The 17,844-nt window shown below is 64.0% G+C and carries 18 protein-coding genes; 6 read left to right on the forward strand and 12 right to left on the reverse strand.

All coding sequences use genetic code 11. The features are described 5' to 3' along the window. Positions 1-46 precede the first annotated feature (46 nt). The 7 genes from LNV09_RS04775 to LNV09_RS04805 form a co-directional block, all read right to left on the reverse strand. Positions 47-898 (reverse strand): CPBP family intramembrane glutamic endopeptidase, encoded by an 852-nt coding sequence (locus tag LNV09_RS04775; RefSeq protein ID WP_263555939.1) that lies wholly within the window; start codon positions 896-898, stop codon positions 47-49. 67 nt (positions 899-965) lie between these two features. After that, complete coding sequence (locus tag LNV09_RS04780; RefSeq protein WP_263555940.1) at positions 966-1,592, reverse strand: outer membrane beta-barrel protein; 627 nt, start codon at positions 1,590-1,592, stop codon at positions 966-968. 35 nt (positions 1,593-1,627) lie between these two features. Next, positions 1,628-2,446 (reverse strand): MipA/OmpV family protein, encoded by an 819-nt coding sequence (locus LNV09_RS04785; RefSeq protein WP_263555941.1) that lies wholly within the window; start codon positions 2,444-2,446, stop codon positions 1,628-1,630. Positions 2,447-2,538: 92 nt separating this feature from the next. Beyond that, positions 2,539-3,138, reverse strand: coding sequence for a DUF2306 domain-containing protein (locus tag LNV09_RS04790; RefSeq protein ID WP_263555942.1), 600 nt, complete (start codon positions 3,136-3,138; stop codon positions 2,539-2,541). 174 nt (positions 3,139-3,312) lie between these two features. Next, the gene (locus LNV09_RS04795) at positions 3,313-5,958 is read right to left on the reverse strand and encodes a winged helix-turn-helix domain-containing protein (protein ID WP_263555943.1); all 2,646 of its coding nucleotides are present in this window, start codon (positions 5,956-5,958) and stop codon (positions 3,313-3,315) included. Between the two features lie 40 nt (positions 5,959-5,998). After that, positions 5,999-6,403, reverse strand: coding sequence for a tautomerase family protein (locus LNV09_RS04800; protein WP_263555944.1), 405 nt, complete (start codon positions 6,401-6,403; stop codon positions 5,999-6,001). 48 nt (positions 6,404-6,451) lie between these two features. Continuing rightward, positions 6,452-6,631 carry a hypothetical protein gene (locus LNV09_RS04805; RefSeq protein ID WP_263555945.1) on the reverse strand — a complete coding sequence of 60 codons (180 nt, stop codon included), beginning with the start codon at positions 6,629-6,631 and terminating at the stop codon, positions 6,452-6,454. Positions 6,632-6,753: 122 nt separating this feature from the next. Between LNV09_RS04805 and LNV09_RS04810 the strand changes: the two genes are divergently transcribed. Together LNV09_RS04810 and trxC are read left to right on the forward strand one after the other, a co-directional pair. Next, on the forward strand, positions 6,754-7,662 hold the full coding sequence (locus tag LNV09_RS04810) for a LysR family transcriptional regulator (RefSeq protein WP_263555946.1): 909 nt from the start codon (positions 6,754-6,756) through the stop codon (positions 7,660-7,662). Between the two features lie 52 nt (positions 7,663-7,714). Then, entirely contained in the window at positions 7,715-8,131 is a 417-nt protein-coding gene (gene trxC / locus LNV09_RS04815; RefSeq protein WP_263555947.1) for a thioredoxin TrxC, read from the forward strand. 7 nt (positions 8,132-8,138) lie between these two features. Here the strand turns inward: trxC and LNV09_RS04820 are convergent, their stop codons facing one another. The 3 genes from LNV09_RS04820 to LNV09_RS04830 are packed head-to-tail and all read right to left on the reverse strand — an operon-like array spanning position 8,139 to position 10,914. Continuing rightward, a complete protein-coding gene (locus tag LNV09_RS04820; RefSeq protein WP_263555948.1) occupies positions 8,139-9,608 on the reverse strand; it encodes a hypothetical protein in 1,470 nt (489 codons plus the stop codon). Continuing rightward, positions 9,608-10,498 carry an ABC transporter ATP-binding protein gene (locus LNV09_RS04825; RefSeq protein WP_263555949.1) on the reverse strand — a complete coding sequence of 297 codons (891 nt, stop codon included), beginning with the start codon at positions 10,496-10,498 and terminating at the stop codon, positions 9,608-9,610. Before LNV09_RS04825 ends, LNV09_RS04820 begins: the two co-directional genes overlap by 1 nt. Then, positions 10,495-10,914, reverse strand: a complete 420-nt coding sequence (locus LNV09_RS04830) for a GntR family transcriptional regulator (RefSeq protein ID WP_263555950.1) — start codon at positions 10,912-10,914, stop codon at positions 10,495-10,497. The genes LNV09_RS04825 and LNV09_RS04830 overlap by 4 nt, the downstream gene beginning before the upstream one ends. Before the next feature lie 170 nt (positions 10,915-11,084). On the opposite strand from LNV09_RS04830, the gene LNV09_RS04835 reads away from it, so the two are divergent. Further along, a complete protein-coding gene (locus LNV09_RS04835) occupies positions 11,085-12,821 on the forward strand; it encodes a PglL family O-oligosaccharyltransferase (protein WP_263555951.1) in 1,737 nt (578 codons plus the stop codon). 1 nt (position 12,822) lies between these two features. On the opposite strand, the gene moaC is transcribed toward LNV09_RS04835, so the two are convergent. Next, on the reverse strand, positions 12,823-13,302 hold the full coding sequence (moaC, locus tag LNV09_RS04840) for a cyclic pyranopterin monophosphate synthase MoaC (RefSeq protein ID WP_263555952.1): 480 nt from the start codon (positions 13,300-13,302) through the stop codon (positions 12,823-12,825). 87 nt (positions 13,303-13,389) lie between these two features. On the opposite strand from moaC, the gene LNV09_RS04845 reads away from it, so the two are divergent. Beyond that, positions 13,390-15,000 (forward strand): M48 family metalloprotease, encoded by a 1,611-nt coding sequence (locus tag LNV09_RS04845; protein ID WP_263555953.1) that lies wholly within the window; start codon positions 13,390-13,392, stop codon positions 14,998-15,000. Positions 15,001-15,002: 2 nt separating this feature from the next. Here the strand turns inward: LNV09_RS04845 and LNV09_RS04850 are convergent, their stop codons facing one another. Next, positions 15,003-15,359: a phage holin family protein gene (locus LNV09_RS04850; RefSeq protein WP_263555954.1), complete on the reverse strand. Its 357-nt coding sequence runs from the start codon at positions 15,357-15,359 to the stop codon at positions 15,003-15,005. A 306-nt stretch (positions 15,360-15,665) separates the two neighbouring features. Here LNV09_RS04850 and LNV09_RS04855 point away from each other — a divergent pair, with 306 nt between their 5' ends. Then, on the forward strand, positions 15,666-16,634 hold the full coding sequence (locus LNV09_RS04855; protein WP_263555955.1) for a TerC family protein: 969 nt from the start codon (positions 15,666-15,668) through the stop codon (positions 16,632-16,634). Positions 16,635-16,911: 277 nt separating this feature from the next. After that, complete coding sequence (locus LNV09_RS04860; RefSeq protein WP_263555956.1) at positions 16,912-17,595, forward strand: energy transducer TonB; 684 nt, start codon at positions 16,912-16,914, stop codon at positions 17,593-17,595. Positions 17,596-17,844: the final 249 nt, after the last annotated feature.

Raw genomic sequence — 17,844 nt, forward strand, 5'->3', positions numbered from 1 at the left:
GACTCTGTTCGGGCCAAAGGCAGCAATCGAGTGCCTCAACCCAGGCCTAAATGCTGCGGCCCAGGCGCGGCAGGAATTTGCCACGCGCGATGGCGCTGCGCAGCAAAAAGCTGGCTGCCAGCGCCCAGACCAGCAAGGCCATGGCCGAGGCCTCGACGCCGTAAGCCCCGCCACTGAGCCATTCGGGGCCACTCATGGCGCCATGCAGCCAGCCCTTGGCCGCGTGACCCGAGACCGGCACCGAGAAGACGGCCGAGAACAAATAATTCCAGGCGAAGTGCATGCCGATCGGCGCCCACAGGCTGCGGCCGAGTTGATAGGCGGCGCTGAAGGCGAGCGAAGCCGCTGCGGTCACCAGCATGCCCAGCACGCTGATTTCAGCGGGCAGGTGCGCGGCCACAAACAGCAAGGTGGACAAACCCAGCGCCCGCCGGCTACCCCAGGCCTGCTCGGCGATACGGAAGACCACGCCGCGAATCAGCAACTCCTCCAGCACCGAGACCAAGACCATCTCAGGGATTTGCTGGATGAGCACAAAGCCGTCGCCCAAGCCCTCGATGCGGTAGACGCCCAGCCCCCACAAAGGCGCCAGCGTGAGCAGACCCAGCAGCACGCCCAGCCCTGCGCCGCGAGTCCATTGCCGCAAGGCACCGGCGGCGCGCAACTCGCTGACCTCGCGGCGCTCGACGCGGCTCATATAGGCCCAGTAGCCCAGCGCGCAGGCGAGCGCCGCCACGAGATTGGGCCAGGCCACGCGCATGGCCTTGGGCAGCAGCGCCTCGATCAGCGCGAAGCTCAGGGCCAGCGGCAACACCATCGCCAAGGATGCCGCGAGCATGCGCGAAATCGGCAGGTTCAAAAGGCGGCGCAGCAGAGGTTTGTCATCGGTGGTCATCATTGAACTCTAGTCAGCGGTTGGCGGTGTTGTTGAGGGCCGCTTGGGAGCCCCTCGATCAGCAAGCAGTTCAGAACGTGAACCGCGTGCCCAAGGTGATCAGATTGCCCCTGACCTGCGGCGAAAGATGCCCATAACTCTCAAGCTCTAGCGACATCGCGAGATGGTGGTTGACGACATATTCGACGCCGCTGCCGACCAGCAGCGAGGTCTTGCTGCCCAGGAGCTGACTCGTCGCCGCATTGACCGGGTTTACGGCGCTGACCTTGCCGAAGGACACGCCCAGCTTGCCCGTGAGGGCGAACGAGTCGCCCAAAGGCCAGCGGGCAGTGCCGGCCGCAAATGCACTGTGACCTCGGGCGGTCTGCACAATCAGCGTGGCGCCCTTGCCGGTGTTTTGGTTCAGATCACGGATGCGGGCGTAGCCGACTTGCAGGCCGAAGTTCTCGCTCAGCTGGTAGCCGCCAAAGAACTTGGCGCTGCGACCCAGGCCCTCGTCATTGCTGCTGTTGGAGTCCGCTGTTTCCCGGTTGCCAAACGCAGCGCCAAAGGCGATGCCGAGGTAGGGGCCGCGCACATCCTTGGCCGTCGCTTCTTCGGCATGGGCCTGGATGGGCAGGCAGGCCGCCGCAAAAGCGGCGCAAAAAGTGAGGCAGGTGGCGGCGCACATCGCTGTGCTGGGTATCAGGCGTTGCATGGGAGTTCCTTGAATGGGTTGGAGCTTGGGTCGGTTCAGAAGGCGTAGCTGAGCGCAATCACACCCATCTCCGCGCTGCGTTTGCGCGTCAGCGGGCTGTCTTTGGCATCCGCCAGCAAGCTGCTCACCGACAGCGCCGCCGTGACCGTGCATCTCTTGTCAATCGAATAGCTGAGTGCCACATTGGCGCGCGCGTCGCGGGCGCCCGCGCTGGCCGCATAGACCCCGTAGCCGCTTGCCGCTGATTGGTCGGCGCTGACCCCAAAGAAGGACTGCATGTAATGGGCGTTGGCGAGCGTGAGGCCCAGGCCCGCACCCAGATGCCAGTTCGGCGCGATCTCGCTCAGATAGCCCGCACCCAGATCGATGATCAGGCCCTTGTTATTGGCGCCAGCGCCATAGCGCAGCGACGAGGTGAAGAACAGCCCCTGGGGCAGGCTGTAGTTGAGGAAGGCCCCGCCTTCGGCGGCGGCGTCCACGTCACCCAGGCCATGCAAGGCGCTGGCGCGGCTTTCTTTGCGGCCCTTGTCGGCCGTCAGGCGCAGGCCATATTGCAGTGAAGACGACGGCGCAGAGAAGTTGTAGCCGATGCCGTTGCTGATGCCTGCAAACCAGCCGTTAGCCCATTGGTAGTCGAGCACCGGAATCACCCAGGTGCTGCGCTGGTCGGAGCCCTGGTATTCATAGGTCGCAACAACAGCGGCGCCCACCGTGCCACCGTCTTTGCCGGGTGCGGCGCCGTACAGGCGTACCGCGTCGAAGGCCTGTGAAAAAGCATGGGGTGCGGCCAAGCTCAGGCCGGCGGCGAGAGCGAGGGCCTTGAAGCAATTGAGACGATCGAGAGCAGTGTTCATAGGAAATCCAAAATTGAAGATCAAAAAAGTTCTCGGGCAGACACGCCCGGGGGCTGACCCTGGCGGGCCAGCCAGCAAAGAAGCGAGCGGGGTTAGATGAATGCCGTGCTTCGCCGCCGCCGGCGAATCAGCCATTCGGCGACAAGCGCGTTCAATCCCCAGGCCGAGGCCATTAGCAGATCGCGCAAGCGATAGGTCGGCGCGCCGGACACCAGCGCCACCGGCAGCAAGAACAGCACCTGCGTCCCGGCGCCTTGGCCCAGCGCATAGGCACGGATCATCCAGGCCCGGTGCTGATCGAAGCGGCCCAGCAGCACGGCGCGGACCGCCGCGACGATGGTCCCAGCCATGCACAGCCCAACCAGCATGCGGGCCGCGTACAAGAGCGGGCCTTGCTGCTCGGCCGGGATGGGCAGGCGCGCCGCCATCCACAAGCCCGTCAGTGCCGCCAACAGGCCGCAGGCGGCCACCAGCCTGCCGCTGTATCGGTGCAGGCGGCGGTTACGCCGCCTGAGTGCCGCATCGAACTGGAATGCGCCCAGCACACAGAACAAAGCCGCCGCCACGATGTGGAGCAGCACCGGCCCGGGCATGCTCATGAACCTCGCGCTGCTGCTCATATCACCGGCCAGCATTTGCATCAGGCGCGCCGCGCCAGCAGCCACCGGCACCACGCTCAAGAACAAAAGCAAGAAAGTGGGGGCTCCCGGCATCCGCCACGACGGACTGGGCAAAACTGGCAAAACTCGCATGACGCAGACCGGGCTAGAGCGTGGCGCCAACCCCTTGTCGATCGCCTGGCTGGCAGTGTCGACGGCGCTGCCCCAGCCTGTCACCGTACCAAAGTACGGTTTTGCGGCGCTGGCTCAGAGCAAGTTCAAGGCCTGGGCGCGTGCGACCGCCTCGGTGCGTCTTTGCACATCGAGCTTGTCAAAGATGTTCTGGTTATGCCACTTGACCGTGCTCAGCGAGACAAACAGCTGCTTGCCGATTTCCTGGTTGGACAGCCCTTTGTAAATCAGGGTCAGCACTTCGAGCTCGCGCTGGCTCAAGGGCTCGGCCAATGCATCGGGCGGAGTCAATGGCATCGGCAGCGTTGCTGGGGCAGGCAGCGTCAGGCTGGCAATGGCGTCCGACTGCCTGCGCAGCGCGTCTAGCAACAGCGCGGTGTAGCGCGGCCGCGCGCCCTGGGCCGCCTTCTCCAAGAGTCGCTGCATGGGCCGGCCCAAATCAACAAAAGCGCGCACCCAGCCCTGCGGCTCGGCCAAAGACATCGCCTCGCCCAGCACGGTCAGCGCCGCCTCGGACGGGTCGAAGGCGTCCAGCGCCAGCGCCTTGAGCAAGAGCGCGCGCACCAGCTCGGCCGCCGGGGCAGTGGCTTGCGAGGCGGACAGAAACGCATTCAGACATTCGAGCGCCTGCATCGCCTGGCCCCGGGCGAGCAAGACCTGCGCCTGCGCCAAGGGCAGCGCATGGGTTTGCGCCAACTCGGCGGCGGCCATCACCTCGCCGGTTTGCAAAAACGCCTGCACCTGCACCTGGGCGATGGCGAGCCGTCCGCCATGCTGGTTTCTGGTCTGGGCGGCGGCGCTGGCCAGCTTCAGCATCTCCAAGGCCGCGTCGCTCTCGGCACGGGACAGCAGCATCTGCGCGCGCAAGGCGTCGGCGCCCAAGCCGGCGTCGCATTCCAGCAGCGCGGCCAGCCGACTGCTTTGTTCGGCATGGGAGGCAGCGGCCTCAAGCTCGTTCCATTGATAGCGAATGCGCGCCAGCCCCAGATGAACCTCGCAGGCCACGCCATGCGGCTGATCGCCCAACAACTGCAGCGCGCGGCCGTAGGTGCGAGCGGCCAGGTGCAGTTGGTTGTCGTCCTCCTGCAGATGGCCCAACGCAATGGCCGCGCAAACCCCGATCATGCGATTGCCACAGGCTTGCGCCTGCGCCAGCACTTCGCCGTAGACCTGCTGGGCCGCCGCGCGCTCGCCATGGAATTGATGCGCCACGCCCAGCGCGCATTGAGCCGCAACGCGCAGCGCCAAGCTGGTTTGCGGCAGCCGCTGCAGCGCCAAGGCGGCCTCCTGGGCAATCGTGGCGGCATCGCCTCGGGCCACCGCCTCCCAGGCGCGCACCGCGTTCAGCTCTCCGCACCAGCCCTCATAGGCCGGATCCTGGCTGGCCTTTTCTATCGCCGCCTGCGCACCCAGCATCGGCGCGCGCATCAGGCTGTGCTGACTGGTGGCCAGGTAAGACCAGGCCAGCATCAGCCACAGCGGCGGATGCGCGTCCAGAAATGCCGGCGGCTGGTCTCGCAGCCACTGCAGCACCGGTTCCGCGTCCTCCAAAAAGTACAGCGGCATGCCGTCGCCCTGCACCACCTGCATCGCGCGCGCCGTGTCACCGGCGGCCACCGCATGGTGCAAGGCATCGCGGATCATGCCCTGGGCTTCGTACCAGGCAGTGGCGCGCAGATGCAAGGCGGCCTGCACTTTCTTCTCGCTCTCACTCAAGCGCTGCCGCAACATCGCGCCAAACAGATGGTGGTAACGGAACCAGCGGCGCTCTTCGTCCAGCGGCACGATAAACAGACCGGCGGCCTCCAGCTGGCGCAGCATCTCGCGCCCCTCACCTGACTGCGACTGCATGACGGCGTCGCACAAGTCCGGGCACATGCGGTCCAGCAGCGAGGTGCGCAGCAAAAAGCACTGCAGCGCGGGGCTTTGGCGCCGCAGCACTTCTTCGAGCAGATAGTCCTGCACCAGGCGGTGGTTGCCGCTGAAAGACTGGATGAAGCGCTCGGCGTCGCTCTGCCCGGCCAAAGATAAGGCCGCCATCTGCAGCCCGGCCGGCCAGGCTTCGGTGCGCGCAGCCAGCGCCTGAACTTGAGCCTCGCTCAGACCCAAGGCCATCACGTGATTCAAAAACTGCGCGCTCTCCTCGGCCTGGAAACGCAAGTCGTCCTGCCCCAGCTCGAGCAACTGGCCTTGCGCTCGCCAGCGCGCCAGAGCGATGGCCGGCAGGGCACGCGAGGCCAGCACCAGATGCAAATGCGCGGGCATGCGCTCGAGCAGAAAGGCCAGCAGCGCGTCAACTGCGGGGCAGCTGGCTAAATGGTAATCATCGAGCACCAAGACCAGCCGGCCCGGCCGCGTCGCCAGTCGGTTGATCAGATGGGTCAGCACCGCCTCGGGCGTTGGCCGGGGTCGGGCCTGGGCCAGCGCCAAAGCCCCATCACCCAGTTCGGCAGCAATGCTGCGCAAGCTGGCGGTTAAATAGGCCACGAACTGGTCCGGATCACGCTCGCCCTCATCGAGCGACAACCAGGCGCTGGGATGCTCACAGGCCTGCACCCAAGCCCCCAACAAGGTCGATTTACCAAAGCCGGCGGGCGCGCAAACCAGGCTTAGCTTGCCCGGCAAACCGGCGTCCAAACGCTGCATCAAGCGCTGGCGCTCAACACTGCGCAGCGCCGGCGGGGGCGCGAAGAGCTTGGTGGCGAGCAGGGTCTGGGTCATGGGCCGACTATACGAGTGGCCGGCCAAGACCCGCCACCAGCTACGCCAGGGCGGCAGCAGCCTTTCGCTGCGCCTGGCTCTGCCCACCATAACCCCAGGCATCGGCGGGTACTTGCTGCACCACGATATAGCTGGTCGGATGCAGTCGCCCCAGCACGACGCCCATCGCCGTATGCACGGCGGCCAGATAGGCGCTGATCTGAGCGGCGGTATTGGTGCCGGCCGTGACCTGAATCTGCAGCTGATAGCTGGCCAGCGTGTCGGCGGCCAGCGGCCGCGCGCCGATGAACCAATGCGTGGCCGGCACCAGCTCGATACGCACAGCGGTCAAAGCGGGGACTTTAGCCAGATGCTCGGCGGTCAATTCGGTCAAGGTGGCGGCCAAGTCGCGCAGGCTGGGGTCGGTGCCGGGCGCGGGGCTCAGGCTGAGGTGCAGATAGGGCATGGTGGTGTTCTCCGGTATAGGGTTCGAGTTCGGTTCGTGTTTGCGCTGTCAGTAATAGCGGCTGCGCAAGTCGGCGCTCTGCCAGCGTGCCTCCACGCGCGCGGCCCAGGCATCAAACCAGCGATCCAGCCAAAGGCGCGGGGAGTTAAAGAAAGACGAGCTCGGAGCCGGCTCGGGCTGCACTTGGGCGGCGTCGCGATATAGGGCGTAGTTGAGGCTGTTGTTCATGCTGGCTTGCTCACTGGGTTTGTTTGCGGATTGAGGCTTGGCTTTCGATGGAACAGATGTTATGTTTGCGCCAACGCACAAACAACTGCGCAAACTGCACTTGAAGTTTGCAAATACGCACAATGGAGCAACTGGAAGTCGGGCTGGATTGGGATGATTTGCGCTACGCGCTGGCGATTGCCGAGGCCGGCTCGCTGAACGGCGCCGCCAAGCTGATGGGGGTGCGCCACACCACCGTGCTGAGGCGGCTGGATGCCTTGGAAGAGCGGCTGGGCGCGCGCCTGTTCGAGCGTCTGCGCAGCGGTTACCGGCCGACCGAGGCGGGCGAGTTGATGGCGGCGCAGGCGCGCGAGATGCGCCCTGCGATTGCCGAAATGCAGCGCCGCATCGTCGGCCGCGACCTCGAGCTGCAAGGCACGCTGCGCCTGAGCACCGCTTTTGTGGCGATGCTCTACCTGCTGCCCGAGGCGCTGGCGGCGTTCCGGCGCAGCCATCCGGGCATCGAGGTCGAGGTGAACGAGAACTCCAGCTTGGTTGATATGTCCAAACGAGACGCCGATGTGGCGCTGCGCATGAACCGGCTCGTGCCCGAGCATCTGGTCGGGCGCCGCTTGGGCGACGTGCGCATGCGTGTCTACGCCAAACGCGGCCAGGCGGGTCTGCCGCAAAGCGTTCTGCCGGTGAGTGACCTCTGCGCCAACTACCCCTGGATAGGATTCGATCGGGAGCGCCGCTCGCGCTTTTTCGACCGCTGGATGCTGGACCATGTGCCGCAAACCAGCATCGCCGTGCGGCTGGACCTGCTGCATCCGGCCGTGGCGATGGCGCGCACCGGCTTGGCCTTGGCGCTGCTGCCCACCTTGATCGAGGGCCATGAGCCCGATTTGCTGCCGGTCTCCGAGGTGCTCAGCGACGTCAGCACGCCGGTCTGGCTCCTGACGCATCCGGACCTGCGCCAGACCGCGCGGGTGCGCGCCTTTATGCAGGAAGTGGGCGCGAGCCTGCAGGCAAGGCTGGAGGCCGCACCTTGAAAAACCGCCAAGCCGGCCTCACTGTGTCGAGCATCAGAAGGAGTTGTCACCGATGTTGATCACCTGCCCGCACTGCCTGAGCAAGAACCGCGTTCCCGATGAGCGTGCCACCCAAGACCCGATCTGCGGCAAATGCGGCCAAGCGCTGCTCAGCGGCGAGGTGGTCGAGTTGAGCGAGGCCAACTTCGATGCGGTGGTGGCGGGCAGCGAGTTGCCCGTGCTGGTCGACTTCTGGGCGCCTTGGTGCGGCCCTTGCCGGCAGATGGCGCCGCAGTTCGCCATCGCCGCCAAGCAACTCAAGGGTCAGGTCTTGCTGGTCAAGGTGAACAGTGACGAAAGCCCTCAGCTGTCACAGCGCTTCGGCATCCGCAGCATCCCGACCTTGCTGCAATTGCAGCAAGGCAAAGAGTTGCAGCGCATGTCGGGGGCGCTGCAGGCGCCGCAGATTGTGGGCTGGCTGAAGCGCTGAACAAGCATCAAGCCCAACGCCCGACCGGCAGCGCGGCCGGGCTGAGCAAGACCCAACGTTGCCAACGGCGGCGCAGCAAAACAAGCGTCAGGATCAGGCTCAACGCCGCCGTGATCCAGAGGCTCAAACCCAGCCAGGCCATGCCGGCCAATACCGCTGCGCCGGCGGCCATGGCGATCAGCGGCAACACCTGATGCGCGCCCACTGGAGCGGCTTGACGGGACCAGTCGCGCAACAAATAGCTGCCCATGGGCAAGGCCAGCAGCAAGGCATACAGGCCCAAACGCGGAGCACCGCCGCCGGAGGCCATTGCCATCATCAGGCAGATCAGGGCCAAGGCCAGACTCCACTGCAAGAAATACTGCGTCAACAATCGTCGGGCCAACAGTCGGTTCAGCGTTTGACCGCGCGGCATCGCCGGCAGCAGCATCAGCAGCGCCTGCTCGCGGCGGCTGCGATGCAGGCTGGCGGCCAGACCCAGCAGCGGGTTCAAGACCATGCTGACGATGCCGATCTGCAATCCAACGCTGCCATTGCCGCCGAATTCCGACCAATTGGGGGCGTAAAACTGGGCAATTGCTACCGCGCCAATCGCCAGCAGCGCCAGTATGACGGTCAAGGAACCCAGAATGCTGGTCCAGTGCTGATTGCCCCAGCAAGCCAGTTCGGCGCGCGCCAAAACACTGCGCGCTGCGGGCTTGGCATGGGCCAGCAGATAGCGCTCCCACAAGGGCCGCGGCCATGAGAAAAGCCTCGTCAGGGTCAGGCCGGTCTTGCCAAAGTACATGCCGGTAGACAGGCCGCGGGTTTGATCAGCAAAGGCCAAGCGCAGCATTTCGGCCTCGCGGTAGCTCGCTTGATGCGCCGCGCCGCCGTCTTGCAACAAGCGACTCAGCAGCCAAGGCAATAGCAGGCCGGCGACCAAAGCCAAGCTGGCGGGCTGCGCGCCGTACCAATGCAGCACCCCATGCCAAACGCGTAACCACAGCGCATTCACCGGCCACCAAAAGCCAAGGCTGGGCACGATCCAGATCAAAAACCACAGCCGGTACCAGCGCAGCATCGCCGCCACGCTGAGCATCACCACTGCCGCGCCCAAGCCCCAGGCCAGCGGCTGGCCCAGTTGCGAGCCGAACAGCACCGCGCTCGTAGCGCTCAAGACAAGCAGCAGGCCGACCGCGCAGCAGCGCAATCGGGCCAGATGACCGGGCACCAGGCGGGCGGCAGTCGGGTGGTTCTGGCGCCGCAGGCTGGCGAAACTGATGCCCCACAGAATCAGCAGACTCGTCGCGGCGGCGATGCCGAGGACTAGGCGCGCCGTGGTCAGGTCGACCATGATTGCGCAAGCAAGGGCCAGCGCCAGCGTCAACAACAGCAGTGCGAGCCACACCCATAGCTCGCCGGTGTGGCGGCGTTGTTGAAAGGGTGCCAACAAGAGCGGGCTGTAGTTCGACCGTAGCGCGCGCAAGCTCCTCATCATGTCAGCTCCATGAACAGGTCTTCCAGATTGACGCGCTCGCTGCTCACATCGACCGGCAGTTGCCCGCTGGACGATGAAGACTGCGGATAGCGCACCAAGCAGCGCTCGCGCCCAGCCTCAAGTGGGCTGCGGCTCAGGGCTTGCAAACCCTCCGCAGCAATCAGCGCTTGCAGCACCGCAGTGGGCCCGCTCAAGGCGCGCACCTCGTCCAGCAACTCATCCAGCGGCGCCTGCAAGCCGATGCGGCCTTGCTTCAAAAAGGCCACGTTGAAGGCGACGCGCTCGAGGTCCGACAAGATGTGGGTCGAGAACACCACCGTCGTGCCACGGTCCAGCACCTGCTCGACCAGCTCGCGCAGGAAGTCGCGCCGCCCGGCGGGGTCAAGGCTGGCCACCGGCTCGTCCAGCACCAAGAGGTCGGGCTCATGGGCGAGCGCACGGATGATGGACAAGCGCTGCTGCTGGCCGCCGCTGAGCTTGGCGATCGGCTTGTCGCGCGCGATGTCCCAGCGCGACAGCAAGCCCTCGACCTTGGCCTCGTTCCAGCGTGGATAAAAGCTCTTGAAGTAACGCAGCAGTTGGGCGGGCGTGAAACCCTCGAACAAATCGCTTTGCTGCGGCACATAGCCGATGCGGGCGCGCCCGGCGTCGTCCAGCTCAGCCGCATTCTGGCCGAACAACTGCACCGCACCGTTTTGCGGCTCGCGCAGGCCCAGCAAGCTCTCCAGCAAACAAGTCTTGCCTGCGCCATTGCGGCCCAAAAGGCCGACCACTTGGCCCGGCAGCAGCTGCCAGTCCAGACTCTTCAGCACGGCTTGCTGGCCGAAGCTCAGGCTCAGACCCTGCACCTGCGCGGTGACCGATGTGGATAGCGTGTTTGCGCTCATGCGGCGCCTCCCTGTTCTTGAATGAGATCTTGATTGAGAATTTGTTCAAACAACTGCAATGCTTGGGGAGCCGACACCTCCAACTGATGCACTTCGGCCGCTGCGCGCTCCAGCGTCGGACGCAGCAAGGCGATGCGATCGACCGCCGGTTGCGCGCTTTTGTGCTGTGCCGCCACCCGCATCGCCAAGCCGCGCCGGCGCTCCAGCAGCCCCTCGGCTTCGAGCAGGCTGTAGGCCTTGGAAATCGTCATCGGGTGCACGGCCAAAGCTTGCGCAACCTCGCGCACCGAGGGGATCTCCTGCCCAGCAACCAGCTGCCCGCTGGCCACGCGGCGCCGCAATTGCTCGACCAACTGCCGATAAATCGGTTCGGTCGAGCCGGTGTTGATTTGAAAGAAAAAGCTGTCGGCACTCAAAGCTGCTCCTGATGTGTACTAGCATAGTAGTACACATATACAGCCTGAGTCAAGCTCTTCAAGCGTATCGATTGCATCAAGTGCTTGTGCGGCGAACTTTGCCGAAGAGGCATGGGCGCTTCATGTGATGATTCGGCCCCATGCAGAAACCGATCGCTCGCCGCTCACTCATGTCCACTTCTCCGCGCTCATCACTCGACTCCGGATCGCTGCTGGCCATCTTGCTGGCCTGCACGCTAGCGCCGCTGCTGGCCTTCAACTTGACGCCCTCGGCGACGCTGTTCAATCAGCTCACTGCCCTTGCCGGCTGGGGCTTGGTGCTGCTGTGCATGGGTGGCCAGCAGGCACCCGCCTGGCGGCTCACGCCGGCGGCCGCAGCGCTGGGCCTATTGGCGCTGGCACCTTGGGCTTCAAAGCTCTTGGGCAGCTTGCCAACGGCCTTGGCGCTGGCCAATAGCGGCATGCTGTTCGCGGCCTTGGCCCTGCTGCTAGCCGGCCAGGGCCTGCAGCGCAGCGAGCGGCAGCGTTGGCTGGAGGCGCTGTGCTGGGGCTTGTTGTTGGCTGGGGTCTTGAGTTTGATCGTCAGCCTAGTGCAGGTCTTTATGCCGGCCTGGGCCGATGGGCATGTGATCGCGCGCTCAGGCATCCCGGGTCGGGCGGTAGGCAATATGCGCCAACCCAATCATCTGGCCAGCCTCTTGATGTGGGCCTGTGTGGCGGCGGTGTATCTGGCCGACCAGGGTCGCTTCAAATCCTTCGGCGGCAGCTTCGTTTTGCCATTGCTGCTGTTCGGCCTGGTCTTTGCGGTGGTGCTGAGCGCCTCGCGCACCGGTGTGATCGGCGTGCTGATCTTGGCTGCCTGGGGCGCGCTTGATCGCAAACTGGGCCGCGCGGCCAAGTTATCGCTGATGGCCACACCCATGCTGCTGGCCTTGAGTTGGTGGTTGCTGTCGGCCTGGGCGGCCGGCGGCGCGCATGCGCTGGGGGCCGAGTCGCGCCTGGCCGAAGGTGCAGGCTCGCCGTCACGGCTGGCCATCATCGCCAACGCCTGGAGTCTCTTGAAGGCCAACCCCTGGACGGGCGTCGGCTGGGGCGACTTCAATCTGGCCTGGAGCATGACGCCCTTCCCTGATCGGCCGATTGCGTTTTTTGATCACACCCACAATCTCGTGATGCAGTTGGCCGTCGAGTTAGGTCTGCCGCTGAGTTTGGCGATTTTGGGCTTGCTGGCCTTCTCGCTATGGCGCGCCTTTGCTCTCAGTCGCGCTGCTGGCAGTGCCGACGCGGTGGTGCGGCGCTGTGCTTTCATGCTGGTCTTGATGATAGGGCTGCACAGCCTGCTGGAGTACCCGCTCTGGTATGCCTACTTTTTGCTGCCGAGCGCTTTCGCCTTCGGCTTGGCGCTCGGCGCGCCCACCGATGAAACGCCGCATGCCGACAAAGCAAGCGACAACAGCTGGGTCTGGATTGGAGCCTTGATGCTGGCGACCAGTGCCTACACCACCTGGGAGTATTTGCGCGTGGTCGATATTTATGCCCCCTCGGCCAACTCGCAGCCATTGACGCAGCGCATCGCCACAGGCCAGGCCACGGCCCTGTTTTCGACCCAGGCCGACTATGCCGCCGCCACCTCCTTGCCCGCCAGCCCGGCCACGCTGGGCGCAGCCCAACGGACCGCCCACAACCTGATCGACGCGCGGTTGATGATCGCCTGGGCCAAATCGCTGCACGCCAACGGAGATACCGACAAGGCCCGTTATGTGGCGCAGCGCCTGCGGGAGTTTCACCATCCAGCCGGCACGGAATGGCTGGAGGACTGCGAGCTCACGTTGGAGGCCGGCGCGCTCAAGCCGTTCCAGTGCGAGCCGCCGCTGCGCGACTACAACTGGCGCGAGTTGCGCCGGTGATTCAGCCGGCCGACCAGTCGCCGCTCTTGCCCCCATGCTTTTCCAGCACGCGGATATCGCCCATCACCATGCCGCGATCAGCGGCCTTGCACATATCGTAAATGGTCAGCAGGCCGATCTGCACCGAGGTCAAAGCCTCCATCTCGACCCCGGTGCGGCCCAGCGTCTCGACTTGGGCGCGGCACAGCACAGCGTTGGCGGCCACGTCGATCTCGAACTCAACCGCCACGCGGGTCAAGGGCAAGGGATGGCAAAGCGGGATCAGATCGGCGCAGCGCTTGGCGGCCTGAATGGCGGCGATGCGGGCGATGCCCAAAACATCACCTTTTTTCGCACTGCCACTGGTGATCAATGCTAGGGTGGCGGCTTGCATGCTGATGCGGCCTGCCGCCACCGCAACACGGTGCGTGACAGCTTTGGCCGCAACGTCCACCATATGGGCTTGGCCTTGGGCGTCAAAATGAGTGAGTTCTGATGTCATTGCAGGGCGGGTCTCGATGGGCGGCAACAATTGGGAAACGATTGTGGGCGCATCATAGAGAGGCTTGACGCTTTTTTGGAGTCTGTGTTGTTGAAGCTATCTGTCAGTTTGATGCGTCGTCCGGGCCGCTGTGCCGTCAGTTTGTTGGCGGCTGCGGTGCTGAGCATGGGCATGCCTCTCAGCTATGCGCAGGTCAACCTGCCGGCGCTGGGCGACTCGGTATCGCAAGATCTCGACCTCGGCACCGAGCGCCGCATTGGCGAGCAGGTGATGCGGCAGATTCGCCCTGATCCAGACTTCCTCGAAGACCCCTTGCTGCTGGAATATCTGCAGTCGATCTGGGGGCCGCTGGTGACCACCGCCAAGCAACTCGGCAACATCGGCGACGAGACCAGCGAGCGCTTCGCCTGGGAGGTGTTTTTGGTGCGCGACCGCAGCATCAATGCTTTCGCCCTGCCGGGCGGTTATGTCGGCGTGCATCTGGGCTTGATCGCGATGACGGGTTCGGCCGATGAATTGGCCTCGGTGCTGGCGCATGAGTTGTCGCATGTAACGCAGCGCCATATCGCCCGGCGCATGGCCGGCGATTCGCGCAACAGCATGCTGGCCTTGGCCGGCTTGGTGGCCGGCTTGATCGTCGCTTCGCGCACCCACAGCACGGACGTGGCGAACGCAGCCATCGTCGGCAGCCAGGCGGCTGCCGCGCAAGCCTCGCTGAGTTTTTCGCGCGATATGGAACGCGAGGCCGACCGGGTCGGCTTCACGGTGATGAACCAGGCCGGCTATTCGCCCGCCGGCATGTACAGCATGTTCGATCGCATGGAGCAGGCCAACCACCTGATGGATTCCGGCGCTTACCCTTATCTGCGCTCCCACCCCTTGACCACCGAGCGTATCGGTGACGCGCGCTTGCGCATGGGCACCATTGACTATGAACGCCCAGTCGGCAGCGCAGAACATGCATTGATGGCTGCGCGGGCCAAGGTCTTGATGGACGCGCGGGCCGAGGCCTGGACCGCCTTGCAAAACCTGGACGCCGGGGCGCGCGACCAACAGACCAAGGCCAGCGCTGAGAACAAGGGTTATGAGCAACTGGCTGCGCGCTATGCCGGCGCATTGGCTTCGATCAAGATGCGTGACTTTGCGCGGGCGGAAAACGCCTTGCGCAGCGCCGAGCTGACTTTGAAATTGATGGGCCAGGACCCCAAAGCCGAGCGCATGCTGCGTTACTTGCGTGCCGAACTGAATCAGGCGCGCGGTCAGGCCGCCGATGGTTACGCAGCCTTGAAGCCGCTGGCGGGCGAGCGCTCCAGGCCGCTTTTGATTCAAAAAGCACAGCTGGCTCGTGTCGACACCAATCCAGCCACCGTGCGCGAAGCCGCCGAGGCGCTGCAGACCTATGTGAGCCTGAACCCGATGGACCCCTTGGCCTGGGCCGAGCTAGGCCAGCTTTGGAGCAAGCTGGACCAACCGCTGCGGGCAGTTCGCGCGCAGGGCGAGGAGCGTGCAGCCATGGGCGATTTGAACGGCGCCATCGACCGTTTTCGCTCCGGCCTGCGGCAGTCCCGCGGCCGCGATGCCGACCAGGTCGAGGCAGCGGTGATCGACGCGCGCCTGCGCAGCCTGCTGTACGAGCGGCGTCAACTGCTGGCGGAGATGTATCCGCGCGGCGCGCCGCCGGGCGCCGAGTTGCCCTGAGTTCAGTCCGAATCTGGGAACAGGCGCTCGAACAAGGTGTCGATCAACATGCCGCACAGGCTGTAAATCAACGAGCCGATCAAGGCGGCCCAAAAGCCGGCCACGTCAAAGCCGCTCAGCAAGCGCGCCGCCGCCCAGAACATCAAGGCATTGATGACGAACAGGAATAGCCCCAGGCTGACCACCGTAACGGGCAAGGTCAACAGCACCAGGACCGGCCGCAACAAGGTGTTGAGCAAGCCCAGCACCATCGCCGCGATCAAGGCCGAGCTGAAGCTGGTCACCACCACGCCGGGATACAAATGAGCGACCAGCAGCAAGGCTGCGGCCAATAGAAGCCAACGCAAAAGTATCTTCATGGCGCCGAATATACAAGCGAGGCGTGACTTTTTGCAGGGTCTTCGGCTGGGGACTTGCCCCTAAACGGGGGCAGGTCTTGCCTTTTGCTGGCAGAATGCGGACTTCGAAGGGGGAGTAGCTACGCGGTGCAAGCCGTGGCGGCCGCCCGTCAGTACGGTGTCTGTGAAGATGCCCGGGCCCCGCAGCCGGCAGTGGATTGATTGTTGTTAGTCAACAGCGCCGTCCCGCAAGACCTTTCGACTCTTGGCCGCGGCTTTGCATTCAGCAGGCGCGGCTCGATGTTTGGTTTTTTTGCGGGAAATTCAATGGATACGATTGCGCCTGTGTGGCTGTGGTTCTTCTTTGGCGGCTCGGTGCTGGCCGCCCTGTTCGTCGACTTTGTGGTGCTGCGCAAGCAAGGCGCCCACGAGGTTTCTGTCAAAGAAGCGATCAACTGGTCCCTGGTCTGGGTGGGCTTGAGCCTGGCCTTCAACGGCTTGTTCTGGTGGGCCATCAAGGACAGCACAGGTAACGTTGAGTTAGCCAATACCCGCGCCCTGGAGTTCTTGACCGGCTACTTGATCGAAAAGTCGCTGGCGGTGGACAACATCTTTGTCTTCCTGATGATCTTCACCTATTTCTCGGTGCCGGCCGAGTATCAAAAACGCGTGCTGATGTACGGCATCATCGGCGCCATCATCCTGCGTACGGTCATGATTCTGGTCGGCAGCTATTTGATTGCCGAGTTCCACTGGGTGCTGTATGTGTTCGGCGCCTTCTTGCTGGTCACCGGCATCAAGATGTGGTGGGCCGCCGGTCAGGAACCTGATCTTGAGTCCAACCCGGCCTTGAAGCTGCTGCGCCGAACAATGCCAGTGAGCAAGAACTTTGACGGCGAGCGCTTCTTCACGCTGGAGAACGGCAAGCGCGTCGCCACGCCGCTGCTGCTGGTGATTGCGCTGATTGGCATGACCGATGTGATCTTCGCGGTGGATTCGATCCCGGCCATCTTCGCCATCACGGACGATCCCTTCATCGTGTTGACCTCGAACATCTTTGCCATCCTGGGCCTGCGTGCGATGTACTTCCTGCTGGCCGCGATGGCGACAAAGTTTCATTTGCTCAGCTACGGTTTGGCGGTGGTGCTGGCATTCATCGGTAGCAAGATGATTCTGATCGACATCATCAAGATCCCGGTCTTGGTCTCGCTTGGCGCTGTGGTTGCGATCCTGGCTGCGACCATGATCCTGAGCTTGCATACCGCGCCCAAAATATCCAAGGACAGCAAGCACTGAGTCGGCCGGCGGCCCTTGGCCGCCCTCCCCGATAAAAGCCCCGTGAAGCTTTCGCTTGCGGGGCCTTTTTTTACCCTTCGCACGAATCTAAATAACAATCGTTCGCATTAATGCTAGGATAAGGACAAGGCCCAGCAAGGCCGAAATACCCGCAAATTCAAGCGCAAGGCCATTTGTGATTCCCGTACTTGTCACCCCAACCGCGTCCTCTGCGTCCCGGCGTGCCAGCACCTCGTCGCCCGCCATCAGCACAGCAGCGCACCCGAGCTCAATCCCAATGACGCGTCTCAAGGGGCCGGCTAGACCCGCCCGCACGCTCTTGCTCGGCTGCGTCCTCACGGTGCATTTGATCGCCGGCTGGGCTCTCTGGCAGTTCGTCGGCGTGCGAACCCAAGCGCTCAAGCCCGAACCCATCGTGCTGAGTCTGATTGCCGCCGCCCCACCCCTGGCCTCGAACCAGTTGCCGCAACGCCAGCCGAAGAGCAGCAATACACATGAACCACTGAGGCCCTTGACTGCGCCACCGGTCGAAAACCTTGCTATGCCAACGCCGAGTTCGGTCCCCGCTCTTGTCGAGGTTTCGCCCCAAGCGTCGCCGCCAGCGATCGCGCCCCAACTTGAAGCGCCGCATCACATTGCTGCGCCGTCAATCGCACCGATTACCGCCGCCGGTCCGCGCCAAGTTGCGGCCAGTGCGGTGCGATATCTGGTCGAGCCACAAATGACGGTGCCGCTGCTCTCGCGCCGCTTGGGCGAATCGGGCGTCGTTCACCTGCGCATCGTGGTCGACGCACGCGGGCACCTGAAGGAGGCAAGCTTGAAAAAGTCTGCTGGCTTTGCTCGCCTGGATCAACAAGCGCTGCAAGACATTCGCTCGGCACGCTTCGCGCCCTATCTTGAGAACGGGCAAGCGGTCGAATGGGAAACCGTCGCGCTATTGGCCTACGAGCTCGATCGCTAGTCCTCCCGTCACGCCGCGCCGGCCCCAAGCACACCTCTTCGAGGCTAAAACATAACCCCATATTCAATGACCTAAAAGTCGAATGCGGTGTACGGCAAACACGCAGCGCGGCGTGGGCCTGGCACCGGTACTCAGCTCCAATTCAAGGGCAAATTTTCAACAAGTGATGCGGGTGCGCGACACCTAGGGTAAACAGGCTGCATTTCGATGTGAGATTGGGCTCGCTTCCCCTATGAAAGCCTTCTCAAG

Origin of the sequence: Paucibacter sp. B2R-40, assembly GCF_025717555.1 — a bacterium.
Taxonomy (GTDB): Bacteria; Pseudomonadota; Gammaproteobacteria; order Burkholderiales; family Burkholderiaceae_C; genus Paucibacter_A.